The sequence below is a fragment of the Rhizobium sp. RU36D genome, from assembly GCF_900176345.1.
Lineage (GTDB): Bacteria > Pseudomonadota > Alphaproteobacteria > Rhizobiales > Rhizobiaceae > Allorhizobium.
The window spans coordinates 1-26,075 of sequence record NZ_FWXU01000042.1 but is presented as its reverse complement, the minus strand read 5'-3'; the positions used below and the strand labels follow the sequence as shown (position 1 = coordinate 26,075).

The window sequence follows — 26,075 nt, the reverse complement described above, 5'->3', positions numbered from 1 at the left end:
AAAACTGAGCGCACCTCGACTGTTCATCCTGCAATGCAGGTTGGACATGTGAGAACGGCGGGGGTGGAGAGTACGGTGAGGTTGGAGGGGTCTCCAGAAAATTCGGGACACCCACGTCAATAGGCCCGAAAAGCCAGGAGCCCCGCCAGATGGACCAGCAGGGCTCCTCTATCACATCTCAGACCGCTGCCGTCTCTGCGGCCCTTCCGGTCTTCCTGACGAAATCCCAGCGCCTCATCTTGCCGTCTGGGTGTTCGAACCGGTGGCGACGGTCAAAGGCGATCTCGAAACTGTTGGTCTCCACGAGGAAGTCGATGAAGCCGAGGATTTCGATTTTGAGCGTGAAGTGTCCAATGCTGAATGTGATTTCCATTTCAGTCCGTAGCCATGCTGTTGCTAATGATCACGTTCCGGCCAGAACGGAGGCTGGATAACGCGGGCCAGAGTCAGGCGTAAAGTCATAAAATGTTGTAATTTCAATTATATATATCCATACATGGATAGATCGGATGCGATGGAATTTGAGATGGAATGCGATTGGCAACTTCGGATGCGATCTATCCGATGTGGGCTCTTCCTCAAATTGAGGGATTCTGCTGGGTTACTGGCGCAGATTTGCGCCCCCAACTTCCATGTGAGCCCCGCTTTCCGTATGAGCATTCACCGAAAAATCCGGGTAACAACAAAACCTCCGGGGCCGCGCTTCTGTGAAATTAGTTCCGCGGTGGAAAAGCCGAAAGAGCGGACACACCCACATCAGGCAGGTTGTAATAGGTCGCCGACCTTCACCTTCTCCTCATCGACGGGTGCATGCCATCCTTACGGATCGCGGCCAGGAATTCACGGGTGACCCAGTCTTGGAGAATGTTACTCCCCCGATTTCACTTGTCACGCTCAGTTTGAGGTTTACGTTCCTGCCTCTAGCTTCAATGACCAGCCACCTTCCCGAGAAGACCTATCGAACCATATGCCCCCGCCAAGATTGCCTTGCGGCGTGCTCTGCCACATCTCAGGTATCGCGACATGCATTTCGATGCAACCGGTGCCATTAGCCTGCCGCCATAGACCCTCGTAAAGGACGTACGGTACAGTGCCAGCTTCCATGACCGGCTTCATAGCAATCAAACCATTCTGCCAGTCATATCTGATGAATAACAGTCCATCTTTAACGAATGCGTCAAGAACTTCAGACCTCGAATTCTTTGCTTGCTGGGTTGCAAGGCTACCCGACCAACTTAGGCTCAGCTTCATGGGTTTTTGAGACAGCATTTTGGCCTGCTCAACCATAACACTTGACGCATTTGGCGACTCAGTGGTTCCACTAGAGCATGCTTCCATTGCAGAACGAGTAACGTCGGACGGTGAAGTGGATGAGACCATCGACGCACTAGAGGATCGCTGAGAGACTGAATAGAAGGCGAAAGCGGCGAATAGAAGCCCCGCGAATGCGGCCAGCCCAATGTACCAAGAAAACTGGCTTTGCTTCATTGCCAATTGTTTGATCACAATGTCATAGCGCTGTGCTTCCGAAAGTCTCTCCGTATCGACGTCGAAGAGCACGATGGTCGATTTGATCAACTCGACCTTCTTATCAGAGTCAGCGGATTTGAGCTGGGACTCCAACCTGCGGGATTGTCGCAGGATCACCGCCGCCACCAGTGCTGCAACAAATGCTGCAAGCGTTAGACCAGACGTCACATAGGTAATTGCCTGCCACATTCATGTTCCCCCTAGCATAGACACAATTTGCAGACGAAAAGCTGATCACCAAGAATATCAAGGAATCTGCTCACTGGAAGAGGGGTATTCTACAGGACAAGAACAGCGTGATTTACCTTCTTTACCGGGACATCTATTTTTTCATTTATATTAATCCTGCACAACGTCAGAAAAAATAACTCCTGAACTGGATTTGGAAATATTTAGATTTTCATTGCCTATTTCCTTAGCTGCATGTCTGAAGGCCCAATCTGGGATATCTGGCGCCTCCTCAGCGGCATTATTCAACTCGATCTTGATCGAATTAATTTTTTCCAAAATTACGGCCGTTAGATTAAGGTCACCATCAACCGCTAACACCTCAAGTTTGATCTGCTTCGCGTCACGCCTAACGCGAATGTACTTATTCGCGGCCACACGATGTCTTTGCGACCTTAGACTCCAATTGATTGCTGCATTCAGCAGACTTAGCGCCAACCCTCCGAACGCGATCACCTGGGTAACTGGAACAATCAATGCGGAACCAAGACCAAGATAGTCAGTCAGTCCTTTCAGGGAATCGAGGCCGAGGGAGGCAGTTAGAGCCGTGGATACGACGAGTGGATAGCTTACGAAATAGTCTTGACGCTTTGCAAAAACATCGGATGCATGGAAGTGACATGTCAAAGACCACCGGCAATCGTTTATGTGCTCATCCAATTCCAAGAGGAGCTTTTCTTTAGCGAGGGTGTATTTTGGAACGTTACCTGACAACCAAGAAAGCACTTCCTTGGCAGCGCTAACGGAACGAAAAACATACGGGCTCGCCGAAAAATCATGGTCGTCAAACTCGACTATGATGGAGACGTGATAGAGCTCAACTAAAGATTGCGCCACATCCCTCCGGGGGCACTTTCGAATGAACTCGAAAACAGCATCTTCAGTGGATTTATACACAATACCTTTCTCGTCGAGGTGCGAGAAAATGCTTCGTCGCACGCTTATCCAAAGCAACGAAATACACGACCGATAGTCGCCATGGCGCTCGGAATTCAGCGCAGCCTGCAAATATGCATTGATCTCAGGCTTAAGCATATTCGGCTCGTGCGGAAATCACGTTTTTTACAAAAGCTGTATCAGCGCGTGCGAACTTGGACCGTTTTATCGGTGTGCAAGTGACTAGCCGTCCCTCTTGAATGGATAGGTCGAGAAGGGTACCAGAGAGAGCCTCCACAACAAATAGTGGTGATACGTCATCATCGGTCAAGACGGCGAGATCAACATCGTTTTCCGAAATTCCAAAAACGAAAACCTCTACATTCAAATTTTCCAGTCGACGTGCGATCTGGTGGCTCAGACGCAAGCCAATACCAGTCTCTGTACCTGGAGCAAATTTCTCACCATTAGTCATATTCTCAGCCCCTCCCAATCGCCTTGGAACAGATACGGCTTGGTATCCCGCTTGGCAATTCCCCACACGACACTGCCCTCTCGCAACGCTAATTAATATAGCACAATTTTAGAACTTGAAGGCCTCTGGTTTGTAGGAGCGCATGAAGACCTTATAGAGACCGGACTCAATGACGCTTAGGAAATGCTGACCACGGTTAGCAAACTGGATGCTAGCTCTCTGATCCGGGTTGAGGTGTTCAACAATACGGCTCGGGGTGTACAGGCCGTTGGCCTTATCCCAACCTAAGTTAAGGACTCGGCAGACATTATCCGCAACGAGCCGTGGCTCGCTGTCGATCTCAACTACGCGAACAGTGCTGGAGAGGTAGTTAACGGTGTTGAGGTTGGCCGCGTTTGGGGTACATAACGGGGTACAGCTTGGGGTACGCAGCGCGATATAAGTAATTGAAAAATAATCATAAAGGAAATATGGCTGGGGCGCCAGGATTCGAACCTGGGAATGTCGGTACCAAAAACCGATGCCTTACCGCTTGGCGACGCCCCAACATCTTAAGCGGATCGTACCGCTTCGAAGCGCCGTCTGATAGCAAAGGCGAAAGCCAGCGGCAATCCACCCCGATGCGCTTTTGTGGATAATTCCGCTGCCAGTCTCCTGCATAACGGGCCGAAGAGGCCGCTATTAACGGGCAAGGGAACGATCCGGCGCGCCATGCGTTGGTTACGGCAAACAAAATCCCAACAGTTCAAGGAGAATCACCATGCCTTCGATCAAGTCCGCACGCGTGCTGTTCCTGGCCACCGATGGCTATGAGCGCTCGGAACTGCGCGTTCCGCTGGAGAAGCTGCAACAGCACGGTGCCACCGCAACCATTGCGTCGCTGAAGGCCGAACCAATCAAGAGCTGGGACGAGAAGAACTGGGGCGACACGCTCGATGTCGACATTCTCGTGGATGAGGCCCGTGTCGAAGACTTCGATGCGCTTGTCATTCCCGGCGGACAGATCAATCCCGACCTTCTGCGCAACGATCCCCGTGCCGTGAAGCTGGTGCGCGATTTCGTCGCCTCCGGCAAGGTGGTTGCCGCGATCTGCCATGGTCCATGGCTGCTGGTCGAGGCCGATGCCCTGAAGGGCCGGAAGGCAACCTCCTTCGGCTCTATCAAGACGGACCTGAAAAACGCCGGCGCCGATTGGCGTGACGAGGCCGTGGTGACTGACAAGGGCATCGTCACCTCGCGCTCGCCTGCCGATCTCGAGCCGTTCGTGGCCAAGATCGTCGAGGAAATCGAGGAAGGCCGCCACGAGCGCCGCGCAGCCTGATCGAATTCCGCCATTCAGGCAAACAGATTATGCCCCGCCTCATTGCAGGCGGGGCATTTTGTGCTTTACGGCGCCGCGTGATCGCCGGATAACGATGCTCGACTTCACTTCCCGCCCCTCACGCAGGACATGCCCATGCCCGGATATTCCGCCCGCCCGCCCGCTATCGCCACGCTGTTGATGGATGACGCCGTGGTGCGGGTGACGCGCTGGGATTTCGAACCAGGCGCCGCAACCGGCCACCATGTGCACGGCCTGGGCTATGTCGTGGTGCCGATGACGGACTGCCATTTCCTGATCGAAGATGCCGAGGGCGAGCGACGGGTCACCAGCCGCGCCGGCGAGGTCTATCGCCGCGAGGCCGGCGTGGCGCATAATGTCGTCAATGGCGGCGACCAGCCCATGTCCTTCATCGAAATCGAGACCAAATGAACGCCTCTTCCGACACAGACGATCGCCCGGAATTCGACCTCAGCTTCGAACCGGCTCATGGTCAGGTCGTGCCGATCGCCGAGCATGTGCAACGGGTGACCGTCAACAATCCCGGTCCCTTCACCTTTCACGGCACCAACAGCTACATCGTCGGTGACCGCTCGGTCGCCGTGATCGATCCCGGTCCTGACGATGACGCGCATTTCCAGGCGCTGATGGCGGCGCTTGAGGGACGCGAGGTCACCCATATCGCCGTCAGCCATACGCATCGCGACCACTCGCCGCTGGCGCGGCGGCTGAAGGCGGCGACCGGTGCGCTCATCATTGGCGAAGGCCCGCATCGCGCCGCCCGGCCGCTGCATGAGGGTGAGACCAACCCGTTCGGCGAAAGCTCTGACATGGACTTCGTGCCCGACATCGCGCTGGCGGACGGGCAGCGCATCGAGGGTGACGGCTGGAGCCTGACGGCGGTGCTGACGCCAGGGCATGCGGCCAATCACGTGGCCTTTGCCTTCGACGGTCGCGGCATCCTGTTTTCTGCCGATCATGTCATGGCCTGGGCCACCTCGATCGTTGCGCCGCCGGATGGGTCGATGGCCGATTACATGGCCTCGCTGGAAAAGCTATTGGCGCGCGATGAGCGGGTGTTCTTTCCGGGCCATGGCGGTCCGGTCAAGGATCCCCCGGCCTTCCTGCGGGGCTTGCGCACCCATAGGCGGATGCGCGAACGGGCCGTACTGGAGCGCATCCGCGCCGGCGACCGGTCGATTGCCGAGATGGTGCAGGCGATCTATCGCGACACGGATCCGCGGCTGCATGGCGCCGCGGCGCTATCCGTGCTGGCGCATCTGGAAGAGTTGGTGGACAAGGGCCAGGTCGTCACCGACGGGCCGGCAAGGCTGGGCGGCATCTACGTGCCGGGCTGACGCTCCCTGTCCGCCAGCATTAGCCTGACGGACGCATCAATCGCCGGCGATGCCGAGCAATTCGGCATCAAGCGCGGTGAGGAAATGCTGGGCGATGTCGGCGCCGATGCCGAGGTCGCGCGGGCCGTAGCGTGCGGCAACACGGATATCGACCAGCGTGGTTTCCGCCTCTTCCCGCAGCCGGATCAGGATATCATAGCGCAGGCCGAGCACGAGGGTGCGCGTCTCCGCCTGGATGCGGACCACCCCGACTTGCTCCGGTGGCAGGTCGTCCACGGGCGGCACGGGCACCAGCGCCGGATCGGGCCGCGGCAGCGGCAGCGGCACGTTGCGCGGATCAAAGGTGCCGTTTTCCGGCTGCCCCTCGACCGCTTCGGGTTTTGGCGGCTGGAATTCCGGCTTGGCGAACTCCTGCCCGCGCGACTGCACGATATCGAAGCCGTTGAGATCGGCGACCTTGGTCACCGCTTCATAGACGCGATCGAGCGCGCCTTCGTAGCGGCGGCCCGTCAGGCCGGGATAGGCCAGCACCTGCGCCTCGCGCATCTGAGGCGTGACTGGCTCGCGCGGGAACCATTGCTGCGGCGCATCGGGTTGACGCAGCCAGTTCGGCGCGTCCACCGTATCGGTTGAGACATCGTAGATCGCGGGTCGTGTCTCGTAGAGATAAAGACCGTAGAGGGTAAGGGCCAGCGTCGGCGCGCTGTAGAGAAGCGCCCTACCAGCCGCCACACCGCCGAGGGCGCCGACCTGCCAGAGCCGGACCAGGCCGATCACGGCGAGCGGCACCGCAAGCCCAGCCGCGGCCACAGAGAGGGTGGAGAGTGCCAGCGTATCGGGCGTCGTCAGCGGGCCGAACCGGTGGGCCAGCAGGACCGCCACCAGCACGACCAGGGCGAAGAAGCCGAGCCGCCGGGCCAGGAAAGCCGAGTGGGACACGGGACGGTCATAGCGGATGGTCATCGGGCGGGCACCGGTGCTCTGGAAGACGCCTTTGGGGCGGGTGATTCTGTTTAGCCGTGACCACCCTGAGCCGCAAGGCCCGGTCGGGGGAGTGTCGAGCCAGCGCCCAATCGAGGCTCGGTCGGCACCCCTCGCCTATTGCTCCGGCGTTGGGGGGCTGTCCTCAGAAACGCCCTGGTCGTCCAGCGGGATTTCAAGCAGCGTGCCATCCGACAGCGGGCCGCTTTGCAGGCCATCGGTCGGCGGCGGGGGTGCCACCACCGGCATCGGAACATAAAGCGAGACAGTGACGATGATGGCGATGACCACCAGCCAACTGCCGATGATGCGCGAGGGAATGATGAGCCAGGGCCCGCGGAACTGGCGCAGCAGAAGGCCGGGCGAGACCAAGAGCCACAGCGCGCAGAACAGCGCGCCGGAGGCGAAATCGGCAATGCCGACGCCGAGATCATCCAGCCCGATGAAGAGCGACAAAGAAAAGGCCACCAGCCCGGATGCCGCCACCATGGCGTAGCGGCGCGGCGCGCCCTTGAGCCACAGCGCCAGGCCAGCGGACGCCACGGCCACCGGCGCGATGAGGTAAAGCACGTCGCCGAGCGGGGTGGTGCGGATGAAGACGAAGATCGGATCGAAGAACAACAACATGACCAGCATGATCGCGGCGAAGGTCAGCCAGATCGCCCTGAGATCCGCCGCCGTCTCGGCCATGGCGGAGCCGATCGACAGCCCGAGGATGGCGAGGACAAGATCATAGACCGAAAGGGTGAAGAGGCCACCCAGTTCCAGGAAGCCATAGTCGTGGGGAATGGCCTGGGAGAGCAGCAGGAACAGCGGGCCGAACAGGAAGAGGCCGGCGGCGATGCGAAACGGCGTGGTCGCGGCCTTGGCCGACAAGGCTGCCATCCGGCCCGGGGATACAGGCGATGGTGCCCGCGCCTGCCGCTCAGCCCTGCGGCGTTCCGCCCGGCTTTGAGCGGCAGCGGCCTCGGCTTGGCCGGGCCGTGGCCCCGAGGGTTTGCCTTGCTTCGTCATCCCTTGCATCCCTGCCTTGCCAAGCCGCGCTGCCCCGGCGCCGGGGCTTGATTCGTTGAGCATCCTAGATGCCATCGCCACGAGGCGGACGGAAGACCCGCGCGCGACCGGCGGAGTTCATCGCGCCTGCACCCCCAGGGTTTCAAAAATAATTGTGGCTTAACCATACCGGTTAACCCCTTCTTAAGCTTTAGCACAGGCGCGGAAACTTCGGTGCTAGCTTCGGGTTTTCCAAGGACGAAGTGGAGCCTGCCATGCATCGAATGGAAGACATTAACAGACAGACCTGGAGCAATAGCTGGGCGCTGCGCGAATATGGGCGCGGCAAGGGCTATATCGACGAGGGCGAGCGCGTGGTGCTTGACCGCGCGACAGCGGATGGACCCAAGCGCGTGCTTGATATCGGCGTCGGCGGCGGCCGCACGGCGGGGCTGCTGCAGGGCAAGGGCGACTATCTCGGCATCGACTATACGCCCGAGATGGTGGAGCTTGCCCGCCGCAACCACCCGTCCCTGACCTTCCGGCACATGGATGCACGGGACCTTTCCGCCCTGCCTGACGGCGCCTTCGATCTCGTGAACTTCAGCTATAACGGCATCGATTCCGTCGACCAGGAGGGGCGGATGGCGGTGCTGCGGGAGGTGGCGCGCGTGCTTGAACCCGGCGGGCAGTTCGTCTTCTCTACCTTTCACCGGAACTGGGACGGCTTTTCCAAGCTGCCGGACTATCGCCACATCGAATGGACGCTCGACCCGTTGCGGCTGAGCTTCCGCCTGTTTCGCTTCATCGAAGGCGGCATCCTGAAAGCCGTGCGGACGCGTCGCCATGCCGCGCTGGAGGTGCGGGCCGCGGACCACGCGATCCTGATGCATGGCGCCCATGATTTCGGCATCATGGTGCACACGACGACCTATCCGCATCTGATCGGCCAGCTCAGGGAGGCCGGCTTTGCCGAGGTCATCGAGGTCTTCAACCGCGATGGTGAGCGCATCGACGCGGATTGGAGCGGCAGCGTCGAATATGTGCATGTGATCGCCCGTAAGCGCGTGACGAGCTGATCCCGGGTGTCCGGCTGCGTCGCTTATGATGCGGCCGGACGGGGCGTCAGCGGCCGGCGCGGCGCTGTACCGCGCGGCGCAGGCTCTCCAGTTCTGACGGCGTGAGCGGACGCACGGTGCCCTTGTCCAGCTCGCCCAGCGTCACATCGCCGATCGCCACGCGGACGAGGCGCAGGCAATCGACGCCATTTGCGTCCAGCATGCGGCGGATCTGGCGGTTCTTGCCCTCGTCCAGCACGATTTCCAGCCAGGCGTTCTTCTCGCCCTCGCGCAACAGGCGCACGCTCCTGGCGCTGAGCCTATCGCCATCATGCACCACACCCGCCCGCAGCGCTGCAATCAGCGCGTCATCGGCCAGCCGGTCGATCTGCACATGATAGGTCTTGGCGACGTGGGTCTCGGGATCAAGCAGCGCCTGGGCGAACTGCGTGTCGTTGGTGAAGAGCAGCAGGCCTTCGCTGGCCTTGTCCAGCCGGCCCACGGGCGAGATATGGGCGTTGCTATAGCCCTCAAGACAATCGAACACCGTCGGCCGGCCCTCCGGATCATGCCTTGTGGTGACCAGGCCGCGCGGCTTGTTGAGCATGAGATAGACCAGCGCTTCGGCGACAACGGGCGTTCCATCCACCGTGATCGTGTCCGTTTCCAGATCGACCCAGGTTTCCAGGCTCGTCGTCACGCGGCCGCCGACAGCGACGCGGCCGGCCAGCACCAGCGCCTCGGCCTGGCTGCGCGAGCAGAAGCCGAGCTTGGAGAGCGCGCGCGCCACGGTTGCCCGCTTGCCCTCCGGGGCCTGCTGCCGCGATGGGGTTTGCCGCCGCCGCGGTTCTCCGGCCTTATTTTGACCCTTGAGGGTGTTTTTCATCGCACTGCCCCTGGCGCGTGATGGGGGATCGGTTGACCCTTTCGCCTTGCCATTCTAAAGCCTGCCGCGTCCAGCCAAAATTTCAAACAGCGCCCGAAGCGAGGTTCCCGTGAAGCCAGACGAAATTGCCGCCGAACTGGTGACGCTGCGTGACTATTGGCGCTATGCCATATCCCGCTTCAACGCCGCCGACCTGGCCTATGGCCATGGCACGACCACGGCGGGCGACGACGCCGCCTTCCTGCTGCTCGATTCGCTCGACCTGCCGATCGACACGCTGGACCCGTTTCTCGACGCCCGGCTGCTGCCCGCCGAGCGCCTGCTGCTGGCGGAGCGGATCGAGGCGCGGGTGACGACCCGCAAGCCCTCGGCCTATCTGACCGGCCGCTCCTATATCCAGGGCGTGCGCTTCCATGTGGACGAGCGGGTGATCGTGCCGCGCTCGCATATCGGCGAGATCCTGTTTGCCGAATATCTCGGCGGCGCCGGCTCCAACCTGCTGCCGGACCCGATGGCGGTGGAAACGGCCGTCGATATCTGCACCGGCTCGGGATGTCTCGCCGTGCTCGCGGCCAAGTTCTTCCCCCAGGCGGCGGTCGATGCGGTGGATCTGTCTGAGGATGCGCTGGAGGTGGCAGCGCTTAATCTTGCCGAACACGACGTGCAGGACCAGGTGACGCTGCATCATGGCGACCTGTTCGCGCCGCTTGCGGGCCGGACCTATGACCTCATCATCACCAATCCGCCTTATGTGGATCACGACGCGCTCAAAGGCTATCCGCCCGAACACCGGGCCGAGCCCGTGATTGCCCATGACGGCGGCACCGACGGCCTGGACCTGGTGCGCCGGCTGCTGAACGAGGCCCCCGCCTTCCTGAACCCCGAAGGCGGGATGATCTGCGAAATCGGCTCCGGCCGCGAGATCCTGGAAGAGGAATTCCCGCATCTGGAATTCACCTGGCTGGAGACCGCCGAATCCCAGGACGCGGTGTTCTGGATTTCGGCGGAGGCGCTGGGGGTGGAGTGAGGCCCCGGTCTCAATGCAGATGCCGCAGCTTGTCGGGGTTGCGCATGACATAGATGGCGGTGATGGCGCCGTCCACGATCTCAAGCGCCGTGGTCTGCAATTCGCCATCCGCCTCGCGGGTGACGAAGCCCGGCAGGCCGTTGACCAGGCCGACCAGAAGCAGATCAGAGCCCTGCGTCCAGACCTTCTGCGAGAGATAGGTGTGCACCTTCATCACGGCCTCGTGCCCGAGGATCGGGGCAATGGCCGCCGGTCGCTTGCCGCCGCCATCCGAATGCAGGCCGACATCGGCCGCCAGCATGGCGGATAGGGCCGACATATCGCCGCTGCGCGAGGCCTCGAAGAAGGCTTGCGCCATTTCCAGCCCGCGCTTGGCGTCCACGGTGAAGCGGCTGCGCGCCTCCCGCACGTTGCGGCGGGCGCGCGCAGCCAGTTGCCGGCAGGCGGCCACGTCCCGGTCCAGCGTCGCGGCGATCTCCTCGAAGGGCTGGCCGAAGACATCGTGCAGCAGCAGCGCCGCCCGCTCCAAGGGTGACAGTCGCTCCAGCGCCAGCATCAGCGGCAGGGTCACATCATCTGGCTCGTCCTCTTCCTCGACAACGGGTTCCGGCAGCCAGGGGCCGATATAGGTCTCCCGCTGGTGGCGGGCCGATTTCAGCTGGTCGAGGCAGAGCCGGGTGACGACCCGTCGCAGGAAGGCTTCCGGCTCGCGAACCTCAGTGCGATCGGCCCTCATCCAGCGGATGAAGGCCTCCTGCAGCATGTCTTCGGCATCCGACACCGAGCCCAGCATGCGATAGGCGAGCCGCATCAGCTTGCGCCGCAGGGGATCGAAACTCGCCGCCGCATCGGTCTCGCTTGTCGCTTGCATCAGGCCGCAACTCCCGTTGCCTGGCTCGCAGAGGTCGCCGGGGTCGCAGGCGTCTCGATCCACATGTCGAAGCCGACGGCGAGCCGGTTCCAGCCATTGATGACATTGATCATCAGCGTCAGCTTCACCTGCTCCTCCTGCGAGAATGCCGCCTCTAGCGCCTGGCGGGCGGCCAGATGCGTATGCCCTTCGGAAAGCCGCGACAGCGCCTCGGTCCAGGCCAGCGCCGCACGCTCCCGATCCGTATAGCACGGCGCCTCGCGCCAGGCGGACAGCAGATAGATGCGTTGCTCCGTCTCGCCCTTGGCGCGGGCTTCGGCCGTGTGCATGTTCAGGCAATTGGCGCAGGCATTGATCTGCGACGAACGGATCTTGACGAGTTCGGTGAGGCTCGGCTCCAGGCTGCCGGCCACATCGAGCGACACCGCCATCCACTTCTTCATCAAGGCAGGTGCTACGGCAAAGGGATCAAGTCTTGCAGTCATAATATCGTTTCCTTCTATTGGCTACGAGATCATGACGAGCGGGGAATGGTCAATGTGACATGGGCGGGGGATTTTTTGGCGGGTGTTGGTGACCTAATCCAGATCGTTCCGAATCACTCTTCATCTTCCTTTGACAGCGTCAGTGGTGGATCAAGCAGACTTTCGGCTTGATCTGCCAACATAGTTGCGCCCAGGGCCAGCAAACCGCCAAAGGGGGGGATATCTCTTTCGCTAAGTGCCTCTGCGATTCTCTGCAGGGACATGCTTTTTTCAATTTCCCTCAAGCCGTTGTCTGTCTGCCGTACGTGATCAATTCGCTCGATAAACTCGTCAATTGACCAATCCAAGTTCTCTATTTCGAGAGAACTGCTTGCCTTGGTAACGAAAAATCTGACACCATCTGTTGTTTGACTTCCGTAAAAGGGCGTATGAGCGATGATGTTTCTTAACTCGCTAATATTTCGGGCCTCTTTTGCTAACTTATCGAACTTCTTAGCTTTTTCTTTATCGTAGATAAAAAACTGCACCAACGCGCGCAGGTTCTTGATTTTCTCGTCGAACGTCATGTTGCGGGTGACGATCAGCGATGCCGCAGTGTTAAGATTTAGAACAGTCTTGATAGCATTGTTTATACCCATTTCAAGAAGTGCGAAGTGCCCGATGTACGCACCAACCAACAGGAAGGCTCTTTCGTCGCTATCTAACAAGAGCAGCTTCGATTTCGTTAGCATGGGGGCGCCCCAGGTAAATCAGCCCTCAGAAGTATTTGACAACAGAGGTTCGAGCAAGGCCGGGCTAGGCGGTACAACCGTTTTCCGGTTCTCAATCGCACGCAATCAGTTTTAAGCCACCCCACCCCCGCCTTGATCGCCGCCTGCGCCGCCGACGATCTCGCGATCGGAACCCTGAACGGCGAGCACGACACGTAGTCCAGCTCCATATTCCAGCAGAAGTGGATCGAGGCGGCGTGGTCGGCGATGCCGAGCGGCTGAGGGCCGTGTTCTCGCGCCGCTATCTGTTGCCGTCGCGGCACGTGGTAATCCGCAAGAGAGCGATCGCGTGGCGCCATGGAAATGCCGCCGCGCATGTGAATTCCGGCCTTAAATTTGACTGCAAGACCCTTGCCTATTCCAGAGATGATGGAGTGTCGAACGGGGAACAATGGCCAGTTTAACAAGTAGAAAAGTCGTTGCCGTCACGGCGCTTGTTGCTGTGGTCGCAGCGACGGCCGTTGGCACTTGGTTCTGGCAGCGACATGGTGTCTATGGTGTCAACGTGCTGCTTCGGCGCGGCGGCTCGTATTGGGAGACGATGATGCCGGATGATGCGCGGCTGACGCCTTCGATGCGGCTGGCGATGACGGACAACCTGGCTGACGCGCAGCCGGGTGAATTTGTCTGGCGAGAGGTCGAACCGGGCTTCGAGGTGGCGGAAATGCCCGTTGTGGTCAATGGAGCGGAAGTTGATCGGCTGCTGCTCAACCGGGTGGATCCCGGCAGGTTCCGCTTTACCGTTCGCAACGACCCGACCGGCAGCATGAATATCGACGAGTGGGAGCATGCCTTGCCCGATGAGGTGCTGATCGTCAACAGTTCCTACTATGACAACATGGGACTGCCGGCGACGCCGATCATTAGCGAGGGCCAGCCCTCCGGACCCGAACAGTATGACGCCCGGGCGGGGGCCTTCGTGGCCTCGGCGCAAGGGGCGCGGCTGGTCGATCTGGCAGGGCAGGACTGGAAGCAGGTATTCGCAGGCGCTGAAAATGCCATGATCGCGTATCCCATGCTGATCGGCGCTGATGGACAAACGCGCACGGCGCCAGAAAGCCGCTGGCTCGCGAACCGGACTTTTCTCGGGCAGGATGGTAGCGGCCGCATTATCATCGGCTCCACGAAAGATGCCTTCTTTTCCCTGGCCCGGCTGGCGGTGTTCCTGAAAAACGCGCCTCTCGACCTGAAGTTGGCGTTAAATCTCGATGGCGGCCCGATTGCCAGCCAAAGCGTTCGGCTGGAGGGATTCACCCGAAAGCACCATGCAAAATGGGAATCGCAGTTCGACAAGGGACAGGTTCACCTGCTGCGCGCGCCCTTCGACGTGCCGTGGGCACTGCCGATGACATTGACGGTAGGACGCAAGTGAAGCCCTACCCCCGCCCCGCCTTCATCGCCGCCTGGGCCGCCCACATCCGCGCTATCGGCATGCGGAACGGCGAGCACGACACATAGTCCAGCCCCACATGCCAGCAGAAGTGGATCGAGGCGGGGTCGCCGCCCTGTTCGCCGCAGATGCCGAGTTTCATGTCGGGGCCACGTCAGCCGTCAGCGATATCCCCAAAGCCTTCATTACCGCTAACGTCGTCTTCAGCGTCGGATTTCCCTCGCTGGAAAGCGTCCGGTAAAGCTGTTCGCGTGAAAGCCCCGCCTCACGCGCAATGCCGGCCATGCCCTTGGCGCGGGCGACGACGCCGAGCGCATGGGCGATATAGGCGGCATCATCCGTTTGCAGCGCTTCATTGACGAAGACGGAAATCGCTTCGGGAGTATCAAGATCTTCGGCCGGATCGTAGTCCGTAATCATGTCAGTCATCGATGTCGCTCCATATCCGAGCTAGGCGTTTGGCGGCCTCGATGTCGCGGGCCTGGCTGCCGTTGTCTCCGCCGCAGAGGAGAAGAATGATCTTGGCGCCTCGCTGCGTTAAGTATATGCGGTAGCCGGAGCCATAATGCAGGCGAAGTTCCTGCACGCCCTCCCCGACGGAGGCAGCATCTCCGGCATGCCCGAACCCCAAGCGGTCGAGGCGAGAGGCAATCAAACCAGCGGCTCGGCGGTCCTTCTGACCGAGGCGCCATTTTCGAAAAGTCTCGGTCTGCTTCAACTCGAACATATTGTCGTCCAAAAACTACAACTGCGCAAGCCTGCGTATATTACCGCCCCGCCTTGATCGCCGCTTGGGCCGCTGACAACCGCGCGATCGGCACGCGGAACGGCGAGCACGAGACGTAATCCAGCCCGACATCCTCGCAGAAGTGGATCGAGGCGGGGTCGCCGCCGTGTTCGCCGCAGATGCCGAGTTTCATGTCGGGGCGGGTGCGGCGGCCGCGTTCGGCGGCGATGCGGATCAGTTCGCCAACGCCGTCGAAATCCAGCGAGACGAAGGGGTCGTGCTCGATGATGCCCTTCTTCTGGTAGGTAGGGATGAAGGCCGAGGCGTCGTCGCGAGAGATGCCGAAGGTGGTCTGGGTCAGGTCGTTGGTACCGAAGGAGAAGAATTCGGCCGCTTCCGCGATGATATGGGCGCGGATGGCGGCGCGCGGCAGCTCGATCATGGTGCCGACGAGATAGGAGATCTCAAGTCCCGCCTCCTTCATGACCTCGGTCGCCACCCGGTCGATAACGCCCTTCACATAATCAAGCTCGGAGCGCAGGCCGACCAGCGGCACCATGATCTCAGGCACCACGGGCTCACCGGTCTGGCGGGCGGCATTGACGGCGGCTTCGAAGATGGCGCGGGCCTGCATCTCGGCGATTTCCGGATAGGAGATGGCGAGCCGGCAGCCGCGATGGCCAAGCATGGGGTTGAACTCGTGCAGCGCATCCACCCTTTGCCTCAGCATTTTGGGCGACATGGCCATGGCGGCGGCCACTTCGGCGATCTCCTCGTCGCTCTTGGGCAGGAATTCATGCAGCGGCGGGTCGAGCAGGCGGATGGTCACCGGCAGGCCATGCATGATGGTGAAGAGCTCGGTGAAATCGGAGCGCTGCATCGGTAGGAGCTTGTCCAGCGCCGCGCGGCGGCCCTTTTCGTCTTCGGCCAGGATCATCTCGCGCATCACATGGATGCGCACGCCTTCGAAGAACATGTGCTCGGTGCGGCACAGGCCGATGCCTTCGGCGCCGAAGGAACGGGCGGCGCGGGCATCCGTGGGCGTATCGGCATTGGTGCGCACGGTCATCCGGCGCAGTTTGTCGGCCCATTCCATGATCTGCGCGAAATCGCCCGAGAGTTCCGGCTGCAGCATCGGCACCGCGCCCTTCAGCACCTGGCCGGAGGAGCCGTCTATGGTGACGATATCGCCCTTCTTCAGCGTCACGCCGCCGATGCCGATCAGCTTTTCGCTGCGCAGGTCCACCCGCATGGTGCCGGCGCCGGCGACGCAGGGAATGCCCATGCCGCGAGCGACGACCGCCGCATGGCTGGTCATACCGCCGCGGGTGGTCAGCACCGCTTCGGCCGCATGCATGCCATGGATGTCTTCAGGGCTTGTCTCGACGCGCACGAGGATCACCTTGCGGCCCTCCTCCTCCGCCTCGACAGCCTCTTCGGCGGTAAAGACGATCTCGCCCGTCGCCGCCCCCGGCGAGGCGGGCAGGCCCGAGCCGATCACCTCCCGCGAGACGCGCGGATCGATGGTTGGATGCAGCAACTGGTCCAGCGAGGACGGCTCGATGCGGGACACGGCTTCCTTCTCATCGATCAGGCCTTCGGCCACCATGTCTACGGCGATCTTCATCGCCGCGCGGGTGGTGCGCTTGCCGGCGCGCGCCTGCAACATCCAGAGCTTGCCGCGCTCGATGGTGAATTCCAGGTCCTGCATGTCGCAATAATGGGATTCCAGCCGTTCGCAGATGGTCTGGAACGCGGCAAAGGCCTCCGGCATGACCTTTTCCAGCGAGGGCCGGTCGGAGCCGCTTTCGATGCGGGCGGCCTCGGTGATGGATTGCGGCGTGCGGATGCCGGCCACGACGTCCTCGCCTTGCGCGTTGACAAGGAATTCGCCGTAGAGTTCCTTGGCGCCGGTGGACGGATTGCGGGTGAAGGCAACGCCGGTCGCGGAACTGGACCCGAGATTGCCGAACACCATGGCCTGCACCGTCACCGCCGTGCCCCAGGCCGAGGGGATGTTGTGCAGATGGCGATAGGTGACCGCGCGCGGGTTGTTCCAACTGGCGAAGACGGCACCGATCGCGCCCCAGAGCTGCACGTCGGGATCCTGCGGGAAGGGTTCGCCCAGCTCCTGCTCGATCACGTCCTTGTAGAGCGCGGTGACGTGCTGCCATTCCACCGCCGTCAGTTCGGTGTCGAGTTCATGGCCGAAGCGGGCCTTCTCATGGTCGAGGATTTCCTCGAACACCTCGTGGTCCAGCCCCATCACGACATCGGCATACATCTGGATGAAGCGGCGATAACTATCCCAGGCAAAGCGGGCATCGCCGGAGATGTGTCCCAGCGCCTGCACCGTCTCGTCGTTCAGGCCGAGGTTCAGCACCGTATCCATCATGCCGGGCATGGAGGAGCGCGCGCCGGAGCGGACCGAGAGCAGCAGGGGATTGCGGCTATCGCCGAAGCCGCGGCCAGTTTCGGCCTCGATGCCCTTGATGCCCTGCAGCACCTCGGCCTTCATCTGATCGGGCAGCGCGCGGCCGTGATCGTGATACCAGGAGCAGGCATCCGAGATGATGGTGAGACCCGGCGGAACCGGCAGGCCGAGAGAAGCCATCTCCGCGAGATTGGCGCCCTTTCCCCCCAGCCGATCGGCATCCACGGCGCGGCCCTCCGCCTTGCCGCCGCCGAAGGTGTAGACCCACTTCACCATCTTAAAAATGCTCCACCCGAATTGTCTTTTTTCAAAGATTTACAGCATGTGCCGAAAATTGAAAACGTTCCCTTCAGGGATTAATGCTGCATTGCATCATAAATCGGGCGGGATGGTAAAAAGGCGGCGCCTTGGCCCCCCTTCGGCATCACCACGCAGGGCCTTCAGCCGCCGGGCCGGCGGGCGCGTTTGAGGATGGCAGGCGGGCGTTGTCGCGCAGCCAGTCCAGGAAAATGCGGGCATTGCGCGACAGCCGCCCCTCCCGCGTTTCGTGGGGGCGGACATAGAAGCCGTTGCGGAAGGTGAGGAAGCCGGCGGGTGCCACGAGCGCGCCGGAGCTGAGTTCGTCCGCGACCAGGAAGCGCGGCGCCATGGCGGCGCCCATGCCCATGCGGGCAGCCTCGAACACCAGATAGGAATGGTCGTAGGCTGTGATGCGGTCGGCGCGGAAGCGATGGCCCGATATCCGCTCCCAGTTTTCCCAGACCACCTCGGCGCCGCGGCGGTCGATGCGGGTGGCGCAATCCAGCGTGGAACCATCCCAGGCATGGCGGTGGCCAGGCGCCAGCACGGGGCCCATCTCGACATCGCCCAGCGATATGGCGAAGGGATCGTCGCGCAACGGCATCAGCAGCCGGTCCCAGGAGATCACCAGGTCCGGCGACGGATCGAGCTCGCGGCTGCCGAGCGGCCCGACCAAACGGATCAGGATATCGATCTCGGGATAATCCACATTGAAGCGCGAGACCGTGGGGATGAACCAGACGCGGGCAAAGGTGGCGCTGACGCCGATGGTGACGGGCGCATCGTCGCTGGAGCGCTTCAGCGCGCCATAGCCGTTGCGCAGATCATCGAAGGCCCTGACGACGGTGCGGGCAAAGCCCTTGCCCTCCGCCGTCAGTTCCAGCCCCGTGCCCTGCTTGCGAAACAGCTCGACGCCGGCGTGTTCCTGCAGGTGATGCAGCTGCTTGCTGACAGCGCTGTGGGTGCGGCCAAGCAGCCGCGCCGCCGATGTGACCGAGCCGGTGCGATAGAGCGCATCGAAGGCGATGAGGGAGGCGAGCGGCGGCAGCTGTTCCATGGAATGGTAATCTGTCACTTTTATTCACAGGTCCCATTCATATTATTCAATTTTTTATCTGGGGAATAGGCGTATTGTTCCATCATCCCAAACACATCGGATCGATTTTCAAGCCGATGTGCTCGGTCAAAAAATTCGAGCGTCCTGTGTGCGTCCATTCGGACGCACGGCGCTCTAGGAAAGGAGAACGCCCATGAATGCCATACGACCCGCCGACAATCTGATCGTCAGCCCCGCCGAATTGCAGGCCCGGCTCTATGCCGCCCGCCGTCCCCGCCCCGCCATCGCCGCGCGGCTTGTCGCGACGCTTGAGCTGTGGTGGCTGCGCTACCGCGAGCGCAAGGCCATGCGGCGCGATCTCCCGACCTTTCCGCCCGAGGTGCTGGAGGATTTCGGCCTGACCCGCGCAGAGGCCGAGAAGCAGGCAAAGCTGCCGTTCTGGAAGGCCTGACAACACACGCGAACGTGAGATGCGGTGAACGGTCGCAGCCTGTAGATCGGCTGAAAACCACCCCGACCGGAGATCCGCATCCCATGCACACCAGGGCCACCCGCCGCCAGCTCATCAAACTTGCCGGTGCCACGACACTCGCCGCCGCCATGGCGGGCGCGCTGCGGGCGGAAGGCATCGCGGTCCAGACCGGGCTGAAGGCGCCGCAAAGCGACATCCCCTTTGCGCTGAGCACGCCGATGCATGTCGGCGAGGCGGCGCTGCGGGTGCGCGACCTGCCCAAGCTCAAGGCCTACTACCAGGCCATGCTGGGGCTGGAGGTGATTTCGGAGCGGGCCGATCAGGTGACGCTTGGCGCCGGTGGCATGGCGCTGCTGCATCTCCTCTCGCGTCCGGATGCCGCGATCGAAGGGCAAAACCAGGCGGGGCTCTACCACATTGCTTTCCTGATGCCGACGCGCCGCGATCTCGCATCCTGGCTGGTGCATGTGGCTCGCACCGAGGTGCCGCTGGTCGGCTTTGCCGATCACAGCGTGTCGGAGGCGGTCTATCTGGCCGATCCCGAAGGCAATGGGCTAGAAGTCTATTCCGACCGGTCGAAGGACGGATGGCGCTGGAGCGAGGGCCGGGTCACCATGGGCACCAACGAGCTCAATATTGATGACATCATCATCAAGACCGGCGTCAGGACCGATCGCGACGACTACACGATCGCGCCGGCAGGATTGAGCATTGGCCATATGCATCTGAGGGTCGGTGCGCTCGAAACCGCGCGCGCCTTCTATCGCGCAGGGGTGGGCATGGATGTGACCGCCGGCTCCGACGAGCGCGGCGCCTCCTTCCTGTCATCGGGCGGCTATCACCATCATCTCGGCACCAATGTCTGGCAGAGCCGGGACGCCGGCCAGCGCGACGACAAGGCCACGGGCCTCGACTGGTTTTCGCTGCGGATCACCGACGGCAGCCTGCTGGACGGCCAGCGCCAGCGGCTGGCCGAGGCCGGTTACCGGCTGACGGAGATCGAAGGCGGGATCGAAGCCGTGGATCCCTGGGGTACGCGGGTGCGGCTTTTCAGGGCCTGACAGCACGGGCGTACCGGAAACACGCTTGCACGGCTGGCCTTGGTCACGGACATCCTGTAGCTGCAGCACTGCCCGGCGGATTCCCGCCTGATCAAGGTCATGTCATGCTGCTGAAACCGCAACACCGCATCTATATCTCGTTCTTCCTGTTCGCGGCGTCGACCGGCTCGCTGTTTTCGCGCATGCCGGATCTCCAGGCACATCTCGGCGTCGACAAGGCGGAACTCGGGCTGACCCTGATCGGCATGGCCATCGGCTCGCTCATTTCGCTGACACTCTCCTCGCCGCTGATCGTGCGGCTTGGAACCCGCAATACGGTGACGATCTGTCTCCTGGGCGTGGCCGGCCTTCTCGCCGTCATTCCGCTGCTGGGTGATGCGCGGGCCGTGTTCGGGGTTCTGTTCCTGCTCGGGTTGCTGGCCGGCGCGCTGGAGATTGCGCTGAACGTCGAGATCGGGCGGATCGAGGTGCAGGTCGGGTTCGGCATCATGAACCGCGCCCATGGCTGCTGGAGCCTCGGCTTCTTCGTGACGGCGGTCATGGCATCGGTGATCCGCCAGGCCGAGATCAGCATGCAGACGCATATGCATGTCGTGCTCGGGCTCGTCGCCATCCTCGCCGCCGCCACCATGGCCGGCATGCGCAACGCCCCCGAGATCATCCGTAGGGATGAGCAGGCAGCGCCGCATTTTGCCCTGCCGACGCTCGGGCTTTTGCCGCTTTGCCTGATCGGCACCTCGGCCTTCCTGATCGAGGGCGCCGGCATCGACTGGTCGGCCATCTATATGCGCGACGCCTTTGACACCACGCCATTTATCGGCGGGTCGGGGTTGACGCTGTTTGCTTTCTTCATGGCGCTGGCGCGGCTGCTGATCGACCCCGTGGTTGATCGTATTGGCCCGGTCATGGTGGCCGTGATGCTGCTGTCACTGGCCGCGCTTGGCATCGCCCTGGTGTGGCTCGCGCCGCTCCCCTTTGTCGCGCTTGTCGGGTTTGCGCTGATGGGCGCCGGCTGCAGCGCGGTCTATCCCATGGCCGTTTCAGCGGCGGCGCTGCGCACCGATCGCCCGGCGGTCGTCAATGTCGCGGCGGTGGCGCAGATGGCTTTCGTGGTGTTCTTCCTCGCGCCGCCGCTGCTCGGCTTCGTCGCGGAGCATTTCGGCATCCGCAGCATCTATCTCGCCTGCCTGCCGCTCGTCCTCGGATCGATCCTGGCGAGCCCGGCGCTGGCGCGCAAGGCCCCTGTCATCGCAAGGTCATAAACCCTGGCGCATCAGCGGGGCCTTCTGTGCCTGGCTCGGGTCACCGAAGATGTGCTCGCCAAGCTTGGCATCGATCACGCGGACATAGGCCGTCTTGCCATCGGCGGAATAGAGCAGCTTCACCTGGCTGTCGGAGCAGTTATGCGGCTGGCAGACCGAAAACAGCTCCATTGCCACGCCATCCACCGTGACCTGCTCGGAGGCCGAGGCCACATAATTTCCCTTGCTGGCCATGCCCCTCACCCAGGTGGGTAGCCCGCGCTTGCCTCGCAGCAGCCCGGAGAGCGTCTCCTCATGCGGTTTGGAACGCTGCAGCACCTCGAACAGGTAGTTGCCGGAGAGCTTGTCTCCCTCGGCCAGCGCGACGTGAGGCGTTGCGATCAGGATAGACACACATGTGAGGGACGGAAGAATACGAGCGGATTTAATCAAGCAGCGATATCTCCGACCAGAGCACCCGCTGGAATATGCCAAGCCCTGCTGATCTTGCGGATCTGATCCAGGTTCATTTCGCGCCGACCGTTGAGCAAATCCGCAACGCGCGCCTTCGAGCCGATAATCTCGATCAGGTCGGCGCGTGTGTAGTTGTTAGCCGCCATCACCGATTTCAAAACATCGACCGGCTTCGCCCGCGGAATGGGATAATGACGCCGCTCGTATTCCTCGATGAGAAGACAAAGCGCATCGAAATGCGCGGCCTCCGGCGTGCCGGCGTCCGGCTCCTGATCAAAATATGGCCGAACGGCTTTCAGCGCCATTTCATATTCACCTTCGTCGGCCAATGTCCTGATGGATTGAATATCCATGTCGATTGCCTTTCCAAGTTTACGCCGATCGGCGACCGGGAATAACGATCACACCACTTCCCGCAGCGCCTCGGCCGTCTGCAGGTCGACGGAGACCAACTGGCTGACGCCCTGTTCGGCCATGGTGACGCCGAAGAGGCGGTTCATGCGGGCCATGGTGATCGGGTTATGGGTGATAATGAGGAAGCGGGTGGCAGTGGAGGCTGCCATCTCGTCCATCAGGTTGCAGTAGCGCTCGACATTGTGGTCGTCCAGCGGGGCGTCCACCTCGTCCAGCACGCAGATTGGCGCTGGATTGGTGAGGAAGACGGCAAAGATCAGCGCCATCGCCGTCAGCGCCTGCTCGCCGCCGGACAAGAGCGTCATGGTCTGCGGCTTCTTGCCCGGCGGGCGGGCAAGGATTTCGAGGCCGGCTTCCAGCGGGTCATCGCTTTCGATCAGTTGCAGTTCGGCTGTGCCGCCGTTGAACAGGTGGGTAAACAGCCGCTGGAACTGGGCATTGACCACGTCGAAGGCCGCCACCAGGCGCTCGCGACCCTCTCGGTTCAGGCTCTGGATCGCGCCGCGCAGCTTGCGGATCGCGTCGATCACGTCGTCGCGTTCCTTGATCAGCGCTGTCAGCTTGTCGGACAGTTCCTTCTGCTCCTCCTCGGCCCGCAGGTTGACGGCGCCAAGACGCTCTCGCTCCATCTTCAGCCGGTCCAGTTCGCGCTCGACCTCGCGCAGATCCGGCGTCGGGTCGCCGGTCTTCAGGCCGGTCAGGCGGAAGGCCTCGAGCGGGGCCACGTTCAGCGCCTCGCGGATGCGCTCCTCGCCTTCCTTGCGGCGCTCGCGGGCGGACACCAGCCGTTCCTCGGCGCGGCCGCGGCGTTCGCGGCTCTCGGCCAGTTCCGAAAGCGCGGTCGCCGCCTTCTGGTCGGCCTCGCGCTGGCGGGTATCGGCTTCGGCCAGCCGATCGGCGGCGGCGCGGCGGGCGGCTTCGGCCTTTTCCAGCTCGTTCATCAGGGCGCGGCGCTTTTCCTCGAACTCGTCGGGCGCGAGATCCAGTTCCGCCATCTCGTCGCGGGCTTCCGCCTCGCGCTCGCGCAGCGCTGCGATATGCTGCTCGGCGCTGCGGGCGCGGTCGGCCCAGGTTTCCCGCTCCTGGGCGATTGCCATCAGGCGGCGGCGGCGCTGCTCGTTTTCCCGGTTCAGCCCCTCATAGGCAGCGCGCGCCTCGGCCAGCAGGCCGCGGCCGGTGGCAACCTCCACCTGGCTATCCCGCAGGCGGGCGTCGATATCGGAGACATCGGGCGTATCCTCCAGCGCAATGCGTGCATCTTCCTCCTGGCCCTGGGTTTCCTCGATCTGGGCGCGCAACCCGCTTTCGGCCTCTTCAATGACCGCACGGCGGCGGATCAGGTCGCCAGAGGCGCGCTCGGCCTGGGCCAAGGCCTCGCGGGCCTCTGCCAGGGCGCGAATGGCGCCGCGCTGTAGCTCGCGGGCAGCGGACAGGCGCTGTTCCTCGGCTGCGACGGCCGATCCGGCGGCGGACAAATGCTCCTCCGCCTCGATCATGCGGTCTTCCGCCTCGATCTTCTCGTCTTCCAGTTCGGCCAGGCGGTTCTTCTGCGCAAGACGCAGGGCGGCAGCGCTTGGCGCTTCTGAGCCTGCCACATGGCCGTCCCAGCGGAAGACGGCGCCATCGCGGGTGACCAGGCGCTGTCCCGGCTGCAATTGCGGCATCAGCGCGCGGGCCTCTGCGGCGGAGCCAACAACACCGATCTGGGCAAGACGGCGCTTCAGCGCCGGCGGGGCCGCGACATGGGAAAGAAGCGTGGGGATGCCCGCCGGCAAGGACGGATCGGCTGATGCGTCGCCATTCACGAGCCAATAGGCCGGCGCGCGCTCATCCACAGGCGAATCCAGGTCGTCGCCAAGGGCGGCGCCCAAGGCGGTTTCGAAACCGCGATCAACGGTGATGTCATCGGCAACGGGCGGATAGGCGCCGGCAGCGGCTGCGGTCGCGAGCATCCGGGCGATGGTTCGCGCTTCGGTATCCAGGGCGTTCAGCCTGTTGCGGGCGGCGTCCAGCGGCTGGCGCGCCATGGCCTCGGCGCGGCGGGCTGAGGCCAGCGCGTCCTCGATGGCCAGGATCGACGCCTCGCCTTCGCTCAGGGCTTCTTCCGCCGCCTCGACGATTTCACGCTTTTCCTCAGGGTCAGGCAGCACGCCGATCTTTTCGGCAATCACTTCCAACTCCCGGACAGCCTCTTCCGTCTGGCGCTCCAGCCGCAGGCGGCGCTCAGCCAGATCGCGGATCGTGCGCTCCAACTGGTTGCGGCCGGCCGAGGCTTCGGCTCGCTCGGCTGTCAGGGCCGCGAAGCGACGCTCGCTGTCGGCAAGAGTAGCGGCCGCGGCCTCGAAGGCGGCGCGGCTTTCCTCGCCATGGCGGCCGCTATCGGCCAGTTGTTCCGATAGCTCGGCCTCTTCGGCGGCCAGGCGATCCAGCACCTGGGCATTGTCGGCGACCATCCGCTCCTCGCGGCGGATGTCCTCGTCCAATTGCGCCAGGCGGCGGGCCAGTTCCTCGCGACGACGGAACAGCCGACCGGCATCTTCCTCGATCTGGGCGCGGGCAATCTGCAGGCGCTGCAGGGCGGCGGCGGCACGGGCCTCTTCCTCGCGCAGTTCCGGCATCTTCAGGCTGGCGACGGCCTGCGTCTTGGCGGCCTCCATCTGCGCCTGGGCCTTTTCGGCGACGATGGAGGTTGCCTGGTTCAGTGCGCTTTCCTCTTCGCCCTCGGCCTCTTTGGCCTGGACCCAGCGGATATGCAACAGCGTCGCCTCGCGGGAACGAATATCCGCCGACAGCATCTTGAAGCGGTTGGCCTGGCGGGCCTGGCGCTTCAGGCTCTCGATCTGGCTTTCGAGCTGGGTGGTGATGTCTTCCAGCCGTTCCAGATTGGTTTCGGCGGCGCGCAGGCGCAGTTCGGCCTCGTGACGGCGCGAATGCAGGCCGGAAATACCCGCCGCCTCTTCCAGCAATTGCCGCCGCGCCTGGGGTTTTGCCTGGATCAGCTCGCCAATGCGGCCCTGCCCCACCATGGAGGGCGAGCGCGCGCCGGTCGAGGCATCGGCAAACAGAAGCTGCACATCCTTGGCACGGGCTTCCTTGCCGTTGATCCGATAGACCGAGCCATTCTCGCGCTCAATGCGGCGGGTGACCTGGATCTCGTCCTGGTCGTTGAAGGCGGCCGGCGCGGTGCGATCGGAATTGTCGAGGAACAGGCCGACTTCGGCGGTGTTGCGCGCGGGCCGGTTGCCGGATCCCGAAAAGATCACGTCATCCATGCCCGAGGCACGCATGTTCTTGTAGGAATTCTCGCCCATGACCCAGCGCAGGGCCTCGACCAGATTGGACTTGCCACAGCCATTCGGCCCGACAACGCCGGTCAGCCCGGGCTCGATGATGAATTCGGTCGGTTCGACAAAGGACTTGAAGCCGAGAAGACGGAGCTTGTTGAACTTCATGGGGAAGTCCTCTTGGTCCGCAGATAGTTGCAAGAGGAAGAGGGCAAACTGCGGTGCAAGTGTACCCCCCTCTGCCCTGCCGGGCATCTCCCCCTCAAGGGGACTGTTGCAAAATTCGGCTGATGTGATTCAGTTGGTTTGCAGCGATTTGAGGGGATTTGATGTCTGTTCGACGGGATGGCCAGTTCAGTTTT

Annotated in this window: 26 protein-coding genes, 1 tRNA gene and 1 pseudogene; 9 read left to right on the top strand and 19 right to left on the bottom strand. The window is 62.3% G+C overall.

The window, feature by feature from the left end:
- Nucleotides 1-178 precede the first annotated feature (178 nt).
- From B9A97_RS28130 to B9A97_RS28115, 5 genes are all read right to left on the bottom strand, one after another.
- On the bottom strand, nt 179-373 hold the full coding sequence (locus B9A97_RS28130) for a hypothetical protein (RefSeq protein ID WP_084369149.1): 195 nt from the start codon (nt 371-373) through the stop codon (nt 179-181).
- Between the two features lie 533 nt (nt 374-906).
- Complete coding sequence (locus B9A97_RS28125) at nt 907-1,719, bottom strand: hypothetical protein (protein WP_084369148.1); 813 nt, start codon at nt 1,717-1,719, stop codon at nt 907-909.
- Nucleotides 1,720-1,869: 150 nt separating this feature from the next.
- Complete coding sequence (locus B9A97_RS28120) at nt 1,870-2,793, bottom strand: SLATT domain-containing protein (RefSeq protein ID WP_084369147.1); 924 nt, start codon at nt 2,791-2,793, stop codon at nt 1,870-1,872.
- On the bottom strand, nt 2,786-3,109 hold the full coding sequence (locus B9A97_RS29630) for a hypothetical protein (protein WP_143530755.1): 324 nt from the start codon (nt 3,107-3,109) through the stop codon (nt 2,786-2,788). The genes B9A97_RS28120 and B9A97_RS29630 overlap by 8 nt, the downstream gene beginning before the upstream one ends.
- Before the next feature lie 471 nt (nt 3,110-3,580).
- Nucleotides 3,581-3,655 (bottom strand) — tRNA-Gln (locus B9A97_RS28115).
- Between the two features lie 214 nt (nt 3,656-3,869).
- Between B9A97_RS28115 and B9A97_RS28110 the strand changes: the two genes are divergently transcribed.
- The 3 genes from B9A97_RS28110 (at nt 3,870) to B9A97_RS28100 (ending at nt 5,788) form a co-directional block, all read left to right on the top strand.
- Nucleotides 3,870-4,430: a DJ-1/PfpI/YhbO family deglycase/protease gene (locus B9A97_RS28110; protein WP_084369146.1), complete on the top strand. Its 561-nt coding sequence runs from the start codon at nt 3,870-3,872 to the stop codon at nt 4,428-4,430.
- Between the two features lie 135 nt (nt 4,431-4,565).
- On the top strand, nt 4,566-4,862 hold the full coding sequence (locus B9A97_RS28105) for a cupin domain-containing protein (protein WP_084369145.1): 297 nt from the start codon (nt 4,566-4,568) through the stop codon (nt 4,860-4,862).
- Entirely contained in the window at nt 4,859-5,788 is a 930-nt protein-coding gene (locus B9A97_RS28100) for an MBL fold metallo-hydrolase (RefSeq protein ID WP_084369144.1), read from the top strand. The genes B9A97_RS28105 and B9A97_RS28100 overlap by 4 nt, the downstream gene beginning before the upstream one ends.
- A 36-nt stretch (nt 5,789-5,824) precedes the next feature.
- Here B9A97_RS28100 and B9A97_RS28095 read toward each other — a convergent pair whose 3' ends face one another.
- Nucleotides 5,825-6,751 carry a DUF1499 domain-containing protein gene (locus B9A97_RS28095; protein ID WP_084369143.1) on the bottom strand — a complete coding sequence of 309 codons (927 nt, stop codon included), beginning with the start codon at nt 6,749-6,751 and terminating at the stop codon, nt 5,825-5,827.
- A gap of 135 nt (nt 6,752-6,886) precedes the next feature.
- Entirely contained in the window at nt 6,887-7,783 is an 897-nt protein-coding gene (locus tag B9A97_RS28090; protein WP_143530754.1) for a hypothetical protein, read from the bottom strand.
- Between the two features lie 254 nt (nt 7,784-8,037).
- Between B9A97_RS28090 and B9A97_RS28085 the strand changes: the two genes are divergently transcribed.
- The gene (locus B9A97_RS28085; RefSeq protein WP_084369141.1) at nt 8,038-8,841 is read left to right on the top strand and encodes a class I SAM-dependent methyltransferase; all 804 of its coding nucleotides are present in this window, start codon (nt 8,038-8,040) and stop codon (nt 8,839-8,841) included.
- Between the two features lie 46 nt (nt 8,842-8,887).
- On the opposite strand, the gene B9A97_RS28080 is transcribed toward B9A97_RS28085, so the two are convergent.
- Nucleotides 8,888-9,706 (bottom strand): pseudouridine synthase, encoded by an 819-nt coding sequence (locus tag B9A97_RS28080; protein ID WP_084369140.1) that lies wholly within the window; start codon nt 9,704-9,706, stop codon nt 8,888-8,890.
- Nucleotides 9,707-9,815: 109 nt separating this feature from the next.
- On the opposite strand from B9A97_RS28080, the gene prmB reads away from it, so the two are divergent.
- On the top strand, nt 9,816-10,733 hold the full coding sequence (gene prmB / locus B9A97_RS28075) for a 50S ribosomal protein L3 N(5)-glutamine methyltransferase (RefSeq protein ID WP_084369139.1): 918 nt from the start codon (nt 9,816-9,818) through the stop codon (nt 10,731-10,733).
- Between the two features lie 10 nt (nt 10,734-10,743).
- Here prmB and B9A97_RS28070 read toward each other — a convergent pair whose 3' ends face one another.
- The 3 genes from B9A97_RS28070 to B9A97_RS28060 all read right to left on the bottom strand — a co-directional run bounded on the left by B9A97_RS28070 (nt 10,744) and on the right by B9A97_RS28060 (nt 12,820).
- Complete coding sequence (locus tag B9A97_RS28070; protein ID WP_084369138.1) at nt 10,744-11,604, bottom strand: sigma-70 family RNA polymerase sigma factor; 861 nt, start codon at nt 11,602-11,604, stop codon at nt 10,744-10,746.
- Nucleotides 11,604-12,089 (bottom strand): carboxymuconolactone decarboxylase family protein, encoded by a 486-nt coding sequence (locus B9A97_RS28065; protein WP_084369137.1) that lies wholly within the window; start codon nt 12,087-12,089, stop codon nt 11,604-11,606. Before B9A97_RS28065 ends, B9A97_RS28070 begins: the two co-directional genes overlap by 1 nt.
- A 113-nt stretch (nt 12,090-12,202) precedes the next feature.
- Nucleotides 12,203-12,820 (bottom strand): hypothetical protein, encoded by a 618-nt coding sequence (locus B9A97_RS28060; protein WP_084369136.1) that lies wholly within the window; start codon nt 12,818-12,820, stop codon nt 12,203-12,205.
- A gap of 613 nt (nt 12,821-13,433) precedes the next feature.
- Here B9A97_RS28060 and B9A97_RS28055 point away from each other — a divergent pair.
- Nucleotides 13,434-14,231, top strand: a complete 798-nt coding sequence (locus tag B9A97_RS28055) for a phosphodiester glycosidase family protein (RefSeq protein WP_244564390.1) — start codon at nt 13,434-13,436, stop codon at nt 14,229-14,231.
- 4 nt (nt 14,232-14,235) lie between these two features.
- Here the strand turns inward: B9A97_RS28055 and B9A97_RS28050 are convergent.
- The 5 genes and pseudogenes from B9A97_RS28050 to B9A97_RS28030 all read right to left on the bottom strand — a co-directional run.
- Nucleotides 14,236-14,397, bottom strand: a pseudogene (locus B9A97_RS28050) (putative PEP-binding protein); the annotation flags it as partial.
- Nucleotides 14,388-14,678 (bottom strand): addiction module antidote protein, encoded by a 291-nt coding sequence (locus B9A97_RS28045; RefSeq protein ID WP_084369133.1) that lies wholly within the window; start codon nt 14,676-14,678, stop codon nt 14,388-14,390. The pseudogene B9A97_RS28050 and the gene B9A97_RS28045, both read right to left, overlap by 10 nt.
- Nucleotides 14,671-14,976, bottom strand: a complete 306-nt coding sequence (locus B9A97_RS28040; RefSeq protein ID WP_084369132.1) for a type II toxin-antitoxin system RelE/ParE family toxin — start codon at nt 14,974-14,976, stop codon at nt 14,671-14,673. Before B9A97_RS28040 ends, B9A97_RS28045 begins: the two co-directional genes overlap by 8 nt.
- 40 nt (nt 14,977-15,016) lie before the next feature.
- Nucleotides 15,017-17,686 carry a pyruvate, phosphate dikinase gene (gene ppdK / locus B9A97_RS28035; RefSeq protein WP_084369131.1) on the bottom strand — a complete coding sequence of 890 codons (2,670 nt, stop codon included), beginning with the start codon at nt 17,684-17,686 and terminating at the stop codon, nt 15,017-15,019.
- Nucleotides 17,687-17,834: 148 nt separating this feature from the next.
- Complete coding sequence (locus B9A97_RS28030) at nt 17,835-18,767, bottom strand: LysR family transcriptional regulator (RefSeq protein WP_084369130.1); 933 nt, start codon at nt 18,765-18,767, stop codon at nt 17,835-17,837.
- Nucleotides 18,768-18,960: 193 nt separating this feature from the next.
- On the opposite strand from B9A97_RS28030, the gene B9A97_RS28025 reads away from it, so the two are divergent.
- The 3 genes from B9A97_RS28025 to B9A97_RS28015 all read left to right on the top strand — a co-directional run bounded on the left by B9A97_RS28025 (nt 18,961) and on the right by B9A97_RS28015 (nt 21,562).
- Nucleotides 18,961-19,218 (top strand): DUF1127 domain-containing protein, encoded by a 258-nt coding sequence (locus tag B9A97_RS28025; protein WP_084369129.1) that lies wholly within the window; start codon nt 18,961-18,963, stop codon nt 19,216-19,218.
- An 83-nt stretch (nt 19,219-19,301) separates the two neighbouring features.
- A complete protein-coding gene (locus B9A97_RS28020) occupies nt 19,302-20,300 on the top strand; it encodes a VOC family protein (protein ID WP_084369128.1) in 999 nt (332 codons plus the stop codon).
- A 104-nt stretch (nt 20,301-20,404) separates the two neighbouring features.
- Nucleotides 20,405-21,562, top strand: a complete 1,158-nt coding sequence (locus tag B9A97_RS28015) for an MFS transporter (protein WP_084369127.1) — start codon at nt 20,405-20,407, stop codon at nt 21,560-21,562.
- Here the strand turns inward: B9A97_RS28015 and B9A97_RS28010 are convergent.
- The 3 genes from B9A97_RS28010 to B9A97_RS28000 are packed head-to-tail and all read right to left on the bottom strand — an operon-like array spanning nt 21,557 to nt 25,881.
- Nucleotides 21,557-21,994, bottom strand: a complete 438-nt coding sequence (locus tag B9A97_RS28010) for an Ivy family c-type lysozyme inhibitor (RefSeq protein WP_179145424.1) — start codon at nt 21,992-21,994, stop codon at nt 21,557-21,559. The genes B9A97_RS28015 and B9A97_RS28010 overlap by 6 nt on opposite strands.
- A complete protein-coding gene (locus tag B9A97_RS28005; RefSeq protein ID WP_084369125.1) occupies nt 21,991-22,368 on the bottom strand; it encodes a helix-turn-helix domain-containing protein in 378 nt (125 codons plus the stop codon). The genes B9A97_RS28010 and B9A97_RS28005 overlap by 4 nt, the downstream gene beginning before the upstream one ends.
- A 48-nt stretch (nt 22,369-22,416) precedes the next feature.
- On the bottom strand, nt 22,417-25,881 hold the full coding sequence (locus B9A97_RS28000; protein ID WP_084369124.1) for a chromosome segregation SMC family protein: 3,465 nt from the start codon (nt 25,879-25,881) through the stop codon (nt 22,417-22,419).
- Nucleotides 25,882-26,075 lie beyond the last annotated feature (194 nt).

Bases quoted from the DNA above. Each gene is read 5' to 3' on its own strand.
- B9A97_RS28110 (WP_084369146.1), top strand. From the start codon at position 3,870: ATGCCTTCGATCAAGTCCGCACGCGTGCTGTTCCTGGCCACCGATGGC.
- B9A97_RS28030 (WP_084369130.1), bottom strand. From the start codon at position 18,767: ATGGAACAGCTGCCGCCGCTCGCCTCCCTCATCGCCTTCGATGCGCTC.
- B9A97_RS28130 (WP_084369149.1), bottom strand. From the start codon at position 373: ATGGAAATCACATTCAGCATTGGACACTTCACGCTCAAAATCGAAATC.
- B9A97_RS28095 (WP_084369143.1), bottom strand. From the start codon at position 6,751: ATGACCATCCGCTATGACCGTCCCGTGTCCCACTCGGCTTTCCTGGCC.
- ppdK (WP_084369131.1), bottom strand. From the start codon at position 17,686: ATGGTGAAGTGGGTCTACACCTTCGGCGGCGGCAAGGCGGAGGGCCGC.
- B9A97_RS29630 (WP_143530755.1), bottom strand. From the start codon at position 3,109: ATGACTAATGGTGAGAAATTTGCTCCAGGTACAGAGACTGGTATTGGC.
- B9A97_RS28120 (WP_084369147.1), bottom strand. From the start codon at position 2,793: ATGCTTAAGCCTGAGATCAATGCATATTTGCAGGCTGCGCTGAATTCC.
- B9A97_RS28015 (WP_084369127.1), top strand. From the start codon at position 20,405: ATGCTGCTGAAACCGCAACACCGCATCTATATCTCGTTCTTCCTGTTC.
- B9A97_RS28090 (WP_143530754.1), bottom strand. From the start codon at position 7,783: ATGACGAAGCAAGGCAAACCCTCGGGGCCACGGCCCGGCCAAGCCGAG.
- B9A97_RS28070 (WP_084369138.1), bottom strand. From the start codon at position 11,604: ATGCAAGCGACAAGCGAGACCGATGCGGCGGCGAGTTTCGATCCCCTG.
- B9A97_RS28085 (WP_084369141.1), top strand. From the start codon at position 8,038: ATGCATCGAATGGAAGACATTAACAGACAGACCTGGAGCAATAGCTGG.
- B9A97_RS28020 (WP_084369128.1), top strand. From the start codon at position 19,302: ATGCACACCAGGGCCACCCGCCGCCAGCTCATCAAACTTGCCGGTGCC.
- B9A97_RS28100 (WP_084369144.1), top strand. From the start codon at position 4,859: ATGAACGCCTCTTCCGACACAGACGATCGCCCGGAATTCGACCTCAGC.
- B9A97_RS28005 (WP_084369125.1), bottom strand. From the start codon at position 22,368: ATGGATATTCAATCCATCAGGACATTGGCCGACGAAGGTGAATATGAA.
- B9A97_RS28000 (WP_084369124.1), bottom strand. From the start codon at position 25,881: ATGAAGTTCAACAAGCTCCGTCTTCTCGGCTTCAAGTCCTTTGTCGAA.
- B9A97_RS28105 (WP_084369145.1), top strand. From the start codon at position 4,566: ATGCCCGGATATTCCGCCCGCCCGCCCGCTATCGCCACGCTGTTGATG.
- B9A97_RS28045 (WP_084369133.1), bottom strand. From the start codon at position 14,678: ATGACTGACATGATTACGGACTACGATCCGGCCGAAGATCTTGATACT.
- B9A97_RS28040 (WP_084369132.1), bottom strand. From the start codon at position 14,976: ATGTTCGAGTTGAAGCAGACCGAGACTTTTCGAAAATGGCGCCTCGGT.
- B9A97_RS28025 (WP_084369129.1), top strand. From the start codon at position 18,961: ATGAATGCCATACGACCCGCCGACAATCTGATCGTCAGCCCCGCCGAA.
- B9A97_RS28080 (WP_084369140.1), bottom strand. From the start codon at position 9,706: ATGAAAAACACCCTCAAGGGTCAAAATAAGGCCGGAGAACCGCGGCGG.
- B9A97_RS28125 (WP_084369148.1), bottom strand. From the start codon at position 1,719: ATGTGGCAGGCAATTACCTATGTGACGTCTGGTCTAACGCTTGCAGCA.
- B9A97_RS28055 (WP_244564390.1), top strand. From the start codon at position 13,434: ATGCGGCTGGCGATGACGGACAACCTGGCTGACGCGCAGCCGGGTGAA.
- B9A97_RS28060 (WP_084369136.1), bottom strand. From the start codon at position 12,820: ATGCTAACGAAATCGAAGCTGCTCTTGTTAGATAGCGACGAAAGAGCC.
- B9A97_RS28065 (WP_084369137.1), bottom strand. From the start codon at position 12,089: ATGACTGCAAGACTTGATCCCTTTGCCGTAGCACCTGCCTTGATGAAG.